This window comes from Aeromonas sp. LsrichE-8G (assembly GCF_022869435.1).
GTDB lineage: Bacteria > Pseudomonadota > Gammaproteobacteria > Enterobacterales > Aeromonadaceae > Aeromonas > Aeromonas caviae.
Window position 1 is genome coordinate 69,723 of sequence record NZ_JALIHH010000099.1, and the last position, 10,435, is coordinate 80,157.

Here is a 10,435-nt window from a genome sequence, read left to right on the forward strand (position 1 = left end):
TTTCTATTTGGATATGAAATCTTGTCCCGTCATGGTCATCCAGCCTGTACGCAAGACATCCATGGTGGCCCGCACGTCGTGCACCCGGATGATCCTGGCGCCATGTTGCAACCCGATCAGGGCACAGGCCAGACTACCAGCCAACCGCTCGGCTACCGGGCGGTCAAGCAGGTTGCCTATCATAGACTTTCGTGACATGCCCACCAAGAGCGGAAGTTGGTAATCGAGCAGTGACGCCTGCTGTGCCAGCAGCTGATAGTTGTGCGCCAGCGTCTTGCCAAAGCCATAGCCTGGATCCAGTACCAGATGCTCACGCGGGATACCGGCCCCCAGACAAGCGGCAATCCGCTCGTCAAAGAAGGCTCTCACCTCCCCCAGCAAATCGTCATAGTGCGGCTCCACCTGCATGGTACGGGGCTGCCCCTGCATGTGCATGAGGCATACCGGTACGCCAGCCTCGGCCGCCGCGCCCAGCGCTCCCGGCTCTTGCAGGGCGCGGACATCATTGATGAGGTGACCACCTGCAGCACAACCCTCCCGCATGACAATCGCCTTGGAGGTATCGAGGGAGATCATCACATCCAGCTCGGCGACCATGCGCTCCACCACGGGGATGACCCTGTCCAGCTCCTCCTGCTCGCTCACGTCGGGGGCGCCCGGGCGGGTCGACTCGCCACCTATATCGATAAGGGTGGCCCCATCGGCCACCATGTCGCGGGCATGACCCAACGCCAGATCGATCTGCTTGAAGCGGCCACCATCTGAAAAGGAGTCCGGCGTCACATTGAGAATGCCCATGACATGGGGACGGTCGAGAGAAAGGGGACGTCCCTTGCTGATTAACTGCATTGCTTCAACTACCTCCAACAAGAGCTGCAAACTCTTCGTGCAAAGAAAAACCCCGGGCAAGCCCGGGGTTTGTATCATGGCAACTTATTTGGCCGGGACATCGTTCGCCTTGTCGATGTCACTCAGAGGTGCACTGCCCTCTTCAGCCGGCGCCGTGGCCTCCGGCCCGTTGTTCACGCTGGCACCACCTTGCGGGGTGTCACCGTGCTCATCATGCCAGTTGCTGGGAGCACGGACCTCGCGACGCGCCATCAGATCATCGATCTGCTTGGCATCGATGGTCTCGTACTTCATCAATGCATCTTTCATGGTGTGCAGCACATCCATGTTGTCCAGCAGGATCTGCTTGGCACGATCATAGTTGCGATCGATGACCTGCTTGACCTCTGCATCGATAATGCGGGCGGTATCGTCAGACATGTGCTTGGCCTTGGCCATGCTGCGGCCGAGGAATACTTCACCATCCTCTTCTGCGTAGAGCATGGGGCCGAGACGCTCGGACATGCCCCACTGGGTGACCATCTTGCGGGCGATGTCGGTCGCACGTTCGATGTCGTTGGATGCACCGGTCGATACCTTCTCGGCACCGTAGATCAACTCTTCCGCCAGACGACCGCCATACAGGCTGGAGATCATGGACTCAAGATGCTGCTTGGAGTGGCTCCAGCGGTCCTGCTCCGGCAGGTACATGGTAACACCCAGCGCACGGCCGCGCGGAATGATGGAGACCTTGTAGACAGGGTCATGATCCGGCACCACGCGACCAATGATGGCGTGACCCGCTTCGTGATAGGCCGTCATCTCCTTCTCGGACTCTTTCATCACCATGGAGCGACGTTCCGCCCCCATCATGATCTTGTCCTTCGCCTTTTCGAACTCCAGCATGGAGACCACTCGGCGGCTCTCGCGAGCAGAGAAGAGGGCAGCCTCGTTCACCAGGTTGGCCAGATCAGCACCGGAGAAACCAGGGGTACCACGGGCAATCAGCGCCGGATTGACATCATCCGCCAACGGTACCTTGCGCATATGCACTTTCAAGATCTGCTCACGACCGCGAACATCCGGCAAGCCGACCACGACCTGGCGGTCGAAACGACCCGGACGCAGCAGCGCAGGATCCAGTACGTCGGGACGGTTGGTGGCGGCGATGACGATGATGCCCTCATTGCCTTCAAAACCATCCATTTCAACCAGCATCTGGTTCAGGGTCTGCTCACGTTCATCGTGACCACCTCCCAGACCGGCGCCACGCTGGCGACCGACCGCATCGATCTCATCAATGAAGATGATGCAGGGGGAGGATTTCTTGGCCTGTTCGAACATGTCACGCACCCGGGAGGCACCGACACCCACGAACATTTCCACGAAGTCCGAACCTGAAATGGTGAAGAACGGCACCTTGGCCTCGCCTGCAATGGCTTTGGCCAGCAGGGTCTTACCAGTACCGGGAGGACCTACCAACAGGACGCCGGTCGGGATCTTGCCACCCAGCTTCTGGAATTTGGTCGGGTCACGCAGATAGTCGACCAGCTCCTTGACCTCTTCCTTTGCCTCGTCACAACCGGCTACGTCGGCGAAGGTAGTCTTGATCTGATCTTCGCTCATCAGGCGAGCCTTGCTCTTGCCGAACGACATGGCACCCTTGCCGCCGCCGCCCTGCATCTGACGCATGAAGAAGACCCAGACACCGATCAGCAACAGCATCGGGAACCAGGAGATGAAGATGGACGTGATCAGAGATGGTTCTTCCGGCTTCTCACCCATCACCTTGACGTTATGGTTGAGCATGTCGTTGAGCAGTTGGGGATCCGGCGCAGGAATGATGGTGGTGAAACGTTCACCGGTGCGCTTGACGCCATTGATGACCTTGCCATCCATCCGCACTTCACGGATCTGCTCCTGGGTCACTTCTTTCACGAAGCTGGAATAGTCCAGCTGGCGACTGGTGGTATCGCTGGGGCTGAAGCTATTGAACACCGACATCAGCACGACGGCGATGACCAGCCACAGGATTAGGTTTTTCGCCATGTCACTCAAATCAATGACCTCGCAGACTGACAGTTAACGATGAGGGTTAGGGTACTACAGTTTAAAACCGGTAGCCACAATGTAGACTTCTCGTGAACGTGCACGGGACGAGTCTGGTTTTCGAATCTTGACGACAGAGAAAAGTCTACGTATTTCATTGAGATAGGCATCAAACCCCTCCCCCTGGAACACCTTGACTACAAAACTGCCATTACTGCTCAGGACCTGATTGCACATGTCCAGCGCCAGTTCCACCAGGTACATGGCACGGGCCTGATCCACCTGCTGGGTGCCGCTCATGTTGGGCGCCATGTCCGACATGACGACATCCACCTTGTCGGGGCCGACTCGCTCCAGCAAGGCGCCGAGTACAGTTTCCTCCCGAAAGTCCCCTTGCAGGAAATCGACACCGGCAATGGAATCCATCGGCAAAATATCACACGCAATGACGCGCCCCTTGTCACCGACCTGGTCGATAGCAAATTGGGACCAGCCACCGGGAGCAGCCCCCAGGTCCACTACCGTCATCCCCGGCTTGAGCAGCCGGTCTTTGCCCTGGATCTCGTCGATCTTGAAAACGGCGCGAGAGCGCAGTCCCAACTTCTGGGCTTTCTTGACGTATTGGTCGTCGAAATGTTCTTTTAACCAGCGGGTTGAACTGGGGGAACGTTTTTTCTGGGTCATGATTGTCGACTTTAAAAAACCACAAGGGTTATTAGTATTAAGGGCTAAGTGGGGGTAGAATACGCCCCTTTCAACCCTGACTTATGAAGAAATTGCCATGATTCTCAACAATAAACAGAAACAGTACCTCAAGGGCCTGGCCCACAGTCTGAAGCCGGTCGTCCTGCTGGGACAACACGGTCTGACCGAAGGGGTGCTGGCCGAGATCGATCTGGCGCTGAACCACCACGAGCTGATCAAGGTTAAGGTTGCGTCTGAAGATCGTGAGATGAAACAGCTGGTGATGGATGCCATCGTTCGCGAGACCGGCGCCATCAAGGTACAGAGCATGGGCCATGTACTGACCATCTACCGTCAGGCCAAAGAGCCCAAGATCCAGTTGCCGCGCAAGTAACAGGAAAGAGCATTCGCTCTTTCCTTCATTTCCCTTCTTCCCAAGTCGCTTGCCAAAATAGTTGCCAGGCCCTTAACCTGCGATGAATAGCCGTGGACACCCACTATGGACAAGCATCAGCTCCTCACCGATGAAGAACTGGCCATGCTGCGGGACCTGGGAAACGATGAAGACATTGCCACCAGCCAATACCTGCGCGGCCCCCTGCCCCTTCCTCTCCAAAGCCTGTTGCAGCGAGCCAAGCCCCTGACACTCGAAGCCCGCATCGCCGGCTACCAATTGCGTTTCCCGCTCCACTGCACCCAGGCAGAGGAGGGCCACGCCGAGCTGCGCATCGCCGCGCCGACCATTACCGAGCTGGGTTCGCCCCATCTGCGCGCCTGGCGACTCGACGAAAAGGCCGTGCTTTGCACCGAAGACGCGGAGTACGAGGTATACAGCCTCTCCCTTGGCGGTCTCATCGTGGCTGGCTTGCCGGACGCCTTTGCCAAGGGAGATCCACTTGGCGGATACCTTCGCATCGAGGATCTCCCTCCCTTGGCCATGACAGGCACCCTCGTCAGGCACGTGGATGCCAATCCACATCGCCATGACTGGGCCGTCCAGTTCCGGCTGGGCAAGGAGGATCAGGAACAATTGCGGGACTGGCTCTTCCAGCGCCACCAGGACGCCTTCGTCCAGGCCTATCAGGGTGACTAAAGACAACAGGGGAGCCCGGCTCCCCTGTCTCTTTCCCCGACGTTCAATCAGAGATAGGCAACTTCCAGGATCTCGTACTCCACATCGCCACCCGGCGTCTTGACGATGGCAACGTCATCCACTTCCTTGCCGATCAGGGCGCGGGCAATGGGGGAGTTCACGGAAATCATGTTCTGCTTGATGTCCGCCTCGTCGTCTCCCACGATGCGGTAGACCACTTCCTCTTCCGTTTCACTTTTGAGCAGGGTCACGGTTGCGCCGAAGATGACGCGGCCATTGTTGGCAATCTTGGTGACATCGATAATCTGGGCATTGGAGAGCTTGCCTTCGATTTCCTGAATGCGGCCTTCACAGAAACCCTGCTGCTCGCGGGCGGCATGGTATTCGGCATTTTCTTTCAGATCGCCATGTTCACGGGCATCAGCAATCGCTTCGATAATCTGGGGACGCAGCTCGGTCTTGAGATAATCGAGCTCTTGACGCAGCTTTTCAGCGCCGCGAACAGTCATCGGAGTATGATTCATAGTCGAAACCTGGGTTGCTTTATAAAGAGAAGCTGCGGCAATCAAAAGAGAGCCGCAGCTGTCGGTTCGGATGGGGCATCTTAATATGAAGCCGCCACAAAATCCATGTCAGCCCCTGCGAGCGGGATCCTGCTTTGGGCCAGCGTTACTTGGATTCCGAGACGCCAAGCGGGGCCGACACCGTCGGTTTGCCCTGCATGATGGCGATCTCGACACGTCGGTTCATGCGCCGATTCTCTGGGCTGTTGTTGGGCACCAGCGGCTGGGAATCCGCCATCCCTTGCACCACCAGACGATTGCCGTCAAAACCGGGCACCTTGATCATCTGGTGGGCAACCGCCACCGCCCGCTGGGATGAAAGCTCCCAGTTGGACTGGAACAACTCGTCCTCGGTGGCCACATTGTCGGTGTGGCCGGAGACGGTGATCTCCCCCGGCACATCCTTGAGCAGCACAGCCACCTTGCGGATCACCGGCCAGAACTGGGGTTGCAGGAAGGCGGATCCCGCCGGGAACGCCGCTTTCTCGCGAATGCGAATGATGATCTGCTGACCCAGCGCCTCTATCTCGATGGCCCCATCCTGGATCTGGGCCTGCATCTGCTCCGCCAGTGCCTTGGCCAGGGTGTTGGACTGTTCCTGCGCCTTCTGGGCTTCCTGGGCGGTATCGCCGCCGCTCTGCTGACCTTCGGTCTTGTCATGTCCACCCGCCTTGTCCGCATCCCCTGGCTGGAAATCCAGCTCGGTCTGGGTCATGTCGATGGTCTGCTGCATGATGGTGTCAATAGGCGTCGGCTCGGGGCGACCAGGACGAAACTCCTGGGCGATGACCGAGGTTCCCTTGGGGATATCCTTGACCTCCAGGATGTTCTGCACCCCGAACGCCTTCTCCATGGAACCGGCGATCTGCTTGAACTTCTGCACATCCATCTCGGCAAAGGAGAGCAAGAGCACGAAGAAGCACATCAGCAGAGACATGAGATCCGCGAAGGTTCCCATGTAACCGGGCAATCCGGGAGGCGGGCACTTGCACTTTGCCATCTGTGCGCTCCTATTCGGTCCCGTTGTTGCGTTTGGACTGATTCAGGTAGTTCTGCAACATGGCTTGGATCACCCTCGGGTTCTGTCCATCCTGGATCCCCATGATGGCGTCGAGGATCAGGGTGCGGCTCAACTGTTCCTCGCCGCTACGCAGTTCCAGCTTGTCAGCGATGGGGATGGCAATCATGTTGGCCTCGATGGCGCCATACAGGGTCGTCAGCAAGGCCACCGCCATGGCCGGACCGATGGATTTGGGGTCGCTCATGTTGGCCAGCATGGCCACCAACCCCACCAGGGTACCGATCATGCCCATGGCCGGACCGAGATCCCCCAGGGAGCGGAACACCTTGATGGCCGTGGCGTGACGCTCGGACGTCAGTTCGATGTCCTTCTCCATCACCGCACGCACTACGTCGGCATCATGACCGTCCACCAGCATGTCGATGCCCTTCTTCATGAAGGTATTGGGGATCTCCGCCGCCTCCAGGGCCAGAAAGCCCCCCTTGCGGGCCGCATCCGCCAGTTCCACCGCCTTGGTGATGAGATCGTCGAGCTTGTCCCCCTTGTACATGAAGGCCTTGCCCGCGACCTTGAAGGCCATCAGAAACTGACCGAGGTTGAATTTCATCATGCAGATGAACACGGACCCCAGTATGGTGATGTAGACCGATGGCATGTCCACATACATGCTCATGGGGCCGCCCAGCAACATGCCGTACACCACGACCCCGAACCCCAGCACTAAGCCTATCAGACTCCCTAAATCCACATCCCTACTCCTGTCGCCGAACGTGCCGTCTAATTATATTGCGTTGAATTTTCTGCTATTGCGTCCCCGGCAGCAAGCCCGGCACACCGCAATCGCCGATCGGCAATGCGTGGTTGCATGCCCTTCTTATCGGCCAGGGTCAGGATAGTTTGAGGACGCCGCGTTTTTCTGCCTCCCCCCTGTGGCCGGTCGATGTTAAGATGAGCCGTTTTTTTCAATCCCCGAGGATGGACATGGCCAGTAAAAAAATCGACCGTCTGAGTTTTGATGCCACCCTGGAAGAGCTGGAAACCATAGTGCATCAACTCGAACAGGGCTCGCTCCCCCTCGAGGAGGCACTCAAACAATTCGAACAGGGCATCCATCTGGTGCGCGCCGGCCAGCAGAAGCTGGAACAGGCCGAGCAGAAGATCCAGATCCTCCTGACCCAGGCCGATGGCAGCGAGCAAGCGGTCCCCTTTCGAGCAGAACAAGGAGAGGAGTGAGTGACCCTGGACGATTTCTCCCGCCTGCATCGGCGCCGCATCGACGACTGCCTCTCGGCACAGCTTGACGCCCTGCCCGCCATGGCGCCACGTCTGCGGGATGCGATGAAATACGGCCTGCTGCTCGGTGGGAAACGGGTGCGCCCCTTCCTGGTCTATGCCGTCGGCGAGATGCTGGGCGTCAAGAGCGAACTGCTGGATGGCCCCGCCGCCGCCGTGGAGTGCATTCACGCATACTCCCTCCTGCACGACGACCTGCCCGCCATGGATGACGACGACCTGCGTCGTGGTCAGCCCACCGTACACAAGGCCTTCGATGAAGGCACAGCCATCCTGGCGGGCGATGCCCTGCAGACCCTGGCGTTTTCCATTCTGGCCGACCACCCCATGCCCGATACATTGATGGCCAACCGGGTGCGGATGCTGAGTGCCCTGGCCCGCGCGTCCGGCTATCTCGGTATGTGCGGCGGTCAGGCACTGGATCTGGACGCCGAAGGGCGCCGGATCAGCCTCGCCGAGCTGGAGCAGGTGCACCGCCACAAGACCGGGGCCCTCATCGAGTGCGCCGTGACCATCGGCGCCCTGTGCAAGGCTGACGTGGAACCCGCCACCCTCACCGCCCTGCAAACCTATGCCGCCGCCATCGGACTCGCCTTCCAGGTGCAGGACGACATCCTCGACATCACGGGCGATACCGCCACCCTGGGCAAGCCGCAAGGCTCGGATCTGGCGCTGGAAAAGAGTACCTATCCGGCCCTGCTCGGACTCGACAATGCCCGTGAGCTGGCTCGCGAACTGCATGACAAGGCCTTAACAGCCCTGCAATCCTTGCCCTACAATACCGACATTCTGGAAGCGTTTGCCGATTACATCATCGAGCGAACCCACTAAACGCTGGATAACAGTAACAATATGAGCGTTGATATTAGCGATTTCCCCAACCTGGCCCTCGCGGACACGCCGGTCGATTTGCGATCCCTCCCCTTCGAGCGGCTGCCCGTGGTGTGCAACGAGCTGCGCGAGTATCTGCTGCGCTCGGTGAGCCGCTCCAGCGGCCACTTCGCCTCCGGCCTTGGCACCGTCGAGCTGACGGTCGCCCTGCACTATGTCTACAACACCCCCTTCGATCGGCTGGTGTGGGACGTAGGCCACCAGGCCTATCCCCACAAGATCCTGACCGGACGACGGGAGCGCATTCACACCATTCGCCAGAAAGATGGCCTGCACCCCTTCCCCTGGCGGGAAGAGAGCGAGTACGACGTGCTCAGCGTGGGCCACTCCAGCACCTCCATCGGGGCAGCGCTCGGCATGGCGGTGGCGGCCGAGAGCGAAGGGCTTGGCCGCAAGGTGGTCGCGGTCATCGGTGATGGCGCCATCACCGCCGGCATGGCCTTCGAGGCCCTCAATCACGCCGGCGACGTCCACAAGGACATGCTGGTGGTGCTCAATGACAACGAGATGTCCATCTCCGAGAACGTGGGGGCCCTGAACAATCACCTCGCCAGGCTGATGTCCGGCAAGCTCTACACCACCATTCGCGAGGGGGGCAAGAAGGTGCTGGCGGGTCTGCCGCCGGTCAAGGAGCTCGCCAAGCGGGCCGAGGAGCACCTCAAGGGCATGGTGGTACCCGGCACTCTGTTCGAGGAGTTCGGCTTCAACTACATCGGCCCCATCGACGGTCACGACATCCATGCCCTGGTCGAAACCCTGCGCAACATGCGCAACCTCAAGGGTCCCCAGCTGCTGCACGTCAAGACCAAAAAGGGCAAGGGCTACGAGCCGGCGGAAAAAGATCCCATCGGCTATCACGCCGTCCCCAAATTCAACCCGGATGACTGTGCCCTGCCCAAGAGTGCCGGTGGCAAACCCACCTTCTCCGCCATCTTCGGTCAGTGGCTGTGCGATATCGCCGCCAAGGACGAGCGCGTGGTCGGCATCACTCCCGCCATGCGCGAAGGCTCCGGTCTGGTGAAATTCAGCCAGCAATATCCGGATCGCTACTTCGACGTGGCCATCGCCGAGCAACATGCGGTCACCTTCGCCGCCGGTCTCGCCATCGCCGACCAGAAACCCGTGGTCGCCATCTATTCGAGCTTCCTGCAACGGGCCTATGACCAGCTGATCCACGACGTGGCGCTGCAGAACCTGCCGGTGCTCTTCGCCATCGACCGGGCCGGTCTGGTGGGGGCCGACGGCCCGACCCATCAGGGGGCGTTCGACATCAGCTTCCTGCGCACCGTGCCCAACATGGTGGTGATGACCCCGTCCGACGAGAACGAGTGCCGCCAGATGCTCTACACCGGCTATCTGTGCAACGGGCCAGTGGCGGTGCGCTACCCCCGTGGCAGCGGCACCGGTATCCAGGCCGAGAGCGAGATGCAGGCCCTGCCCCTCGGCAAGGGACGCGTCGTTCGCGAGGGCAAGGGGACCGCCATCCTGGCGTTCGGCACCCTGCTGCAACAGGCCAGAGCAGCCGCCGAGGCGCTGGATGCCACCCTGGTGGACATGCGCTTCGTCAAACCCATGGACGAGGCGCTGGTGCTCTCTCTGGCCGCCTCCCACGATCAGTTCGTCACCCTCGAGGACAACGCCATCATGGGCGGTGCAGGCTCTGCGGTGAACGAGCTGCTGATGGGCTGCAAGCAGTGCAAACCGGTGCTCAACCTCGGCCTGCCGGACCGCTTCATCGAGCAGGGCACCCAGGATGAGATCTACGCCCTGCTGGGGCTGGACAGCGTGGGCATTCAGACCCGCATCGAGAGCTGGCTGCAGGCCTGACAAGGGTTATCGCAAGCAATAAAAAAGGGCGCCTGATGGCGTAATGCCAGTCAGTTAAGCCTGACTGGCATTGTTTTTACTAGGTTTTCTCGTCGCATACTTCTGTGGTTTGGCTTTGATGCACCTTGGGTAACTTCGTTCTCGGCGGGCGGGTAACTTGAACTGCTCTGCCTGTTTGTCCAACTC

The 10,435-nt window shown here is 59.6% G+C and carries 11 protein-coding genes; 5 read left to right on the forward strand and 6 right to left on the reverse strand.

Annotated features, from left to right (window positions below; genetic code table 11):
• Positions 1-3: 3 nt before the first annotated feature.
• The 3 genes from folP to rlmE all read right to left on the reverse strand — a co-directional run bounded on the left by folP (position 4) and on the right by rlmE (position 3,561).
• The gene (gene folP, locus MUW49_RS14880; protein ID WP_029314768.1) at positions 4-849 is read right to left on the reverse strand and encodes a dihydropteroate synthase; all 846 of its coding nucleotides are present in this window, start codon (positions 847-849) and stop codon (positions 4-6) included.
• An 84-nt stretch (positions 850-933) separates the two neighbouring features.
• Positions 934-2,886 carry an ATP-dependent zinc metalloprotease FtsH gene (ftsH, locus tag MUW49_RS14885; RefSeq protein WP_010675374.1) on the reverse strand — a complete coding sequence of 651 codons (1,953 nt, stop codon included), beginning with the start codon at positions 2,884-2,886 and terminating at the stop codon, positions 934-936.
• Between the two features lie 45 nt (positions 2,887-2,931).
• On the reverse strand, positions 2,932-3,561 hold the full coding sequence (rlmE, locus tag MUW49_RS14890; protein WP_010675375.1) for a 23S rRNA (uridine(2552)-2'-O)-methyltransferase RlmE: 630 nt from the start codon (positions 3,559-3,561) through the stop codon (positions 2,932-2,934).
• A 97-nt stretch (positions 3,562-3,658) separates the two neighbouring features.
• On the opposite strand from rlmE, the gene yhbY reads away from it, so the two are divergent.
• Positions 3,659-3,955 carry a ribosome assembly RNA-binding protein YhbY gene (gene yhbY / locus MUW49_RS14895; RefSeq protein ID WP_010675376.1) on the forward strand — a complete coding sequence of 99 codons (297 nt, stop codon included), beginning with the start codon at positions 3,659-3,661 and terminating at the stop codon, positions 3,953-3,955.
• 105 nt (positions 3,956-4,060) lie between these two features.
• Positions 4,061-4,654, forward strand: coding sequence for a PilZ domain-containing protein (locus MUW49_RS14900; protein ID WP_010675377.1), 594 nt, complete (start codon positions 4,061-4,063; stop codon positions 4,652-4,654).
• A gap of 47 nt (positions 4,655-4,701) precedes the next feature.
• Here the strand turns inward: MUW49_RS14900 and greA are convergent, their stop codons facing one another.
• The 3 genes from greA to pomA all read right to left on the reverse strand — a co-directional run bounded on the left by greA (position 4,702) and on the right by pomA (position 6,986).
• Positions 4,702-5,178, reverse strand: coding sequence for a transcription elongation factor GreA (gene greA / locus MUW49_RS14905; RefSeq protein WP_010675378.1), 477 nt, complete (start codon positions 5,176-5,178; stop codon positions 4,702-4,704).
• A 145-nt stretch (positions 5,179-5,323) separates the two neighbouring features.
• The gene (locus MUW49_RS14910) at positions 5,324-6,217 is read right to left on the reverse strand and encodes a flagellar motor protein MotB (protein ID WP_029314769.1); all 894 of its coding nucleotides are present in this window, start codon (positions 6,215-6,217) and stop codon (positions 5,324-5,326) included.
• Between the two features lie 10 nt (positions 6,218-6,227).
• Positions 6,228-6,986, reverse strand: a complete 759-nt coding sequence (gene pomA / locus MUW49_RS14915) for a flagellar motor protein PomA (RefSeq protein ID WP_029314770.1) — start codon at positions 6,984-6,986, stop codon at positions 6,228-6,230.
• A gap of 233 nt (positions 6,987-7,219) precedes the next feature.
• Here pomA and xseB point away from each other — a divergent pair, with 233 nt between their 5' ends.
• From xseB to dxs, 3 genes are read left to right on the forward strand one after another with little or no spacing between them, the layout of a single operon-like run.
• On the forward strand, positions 7,220-7,471 hold the full coding sequence (xseB, locus tag MUW49_RS14920; RefSeq protein ID WP_010675381.1) for an exodeoxyribonuclease VII small subunit: 252 nt from the start codon (positions 7,220-7,222) through the stop codon (positions 7,469-7,471).
• Positions 7,472-8,362 (forward strand): (2E,6E)-farnesyl diphosphate synthase, encoded by an 891-nt coding sequence (gene ispA / locus MUW49_RS14925; RefSeq protein ID WP_010675382.1) that lies wholly within the window; start codon positions 7,472-7,474, stop codon positions 8,360-8,362.
• 21 nt (positions 8,363-8,383) lie between these two features.
• Positions 8,384-10,249: a 1-deoxy-D-xylulose-5-phosphate synthase gene (gene dxs, locus MUW49_RS14930; RefSeq protein ID WP_010675383.1), complete on the forward strand. Its 1,866-nt coding sequence runs from the start codon at positions 8,384-8,386 to the stop codon at positions 10,247-10,249.
• Positions 10,250-10,435 lie beyond the last annotated feature (186 nt).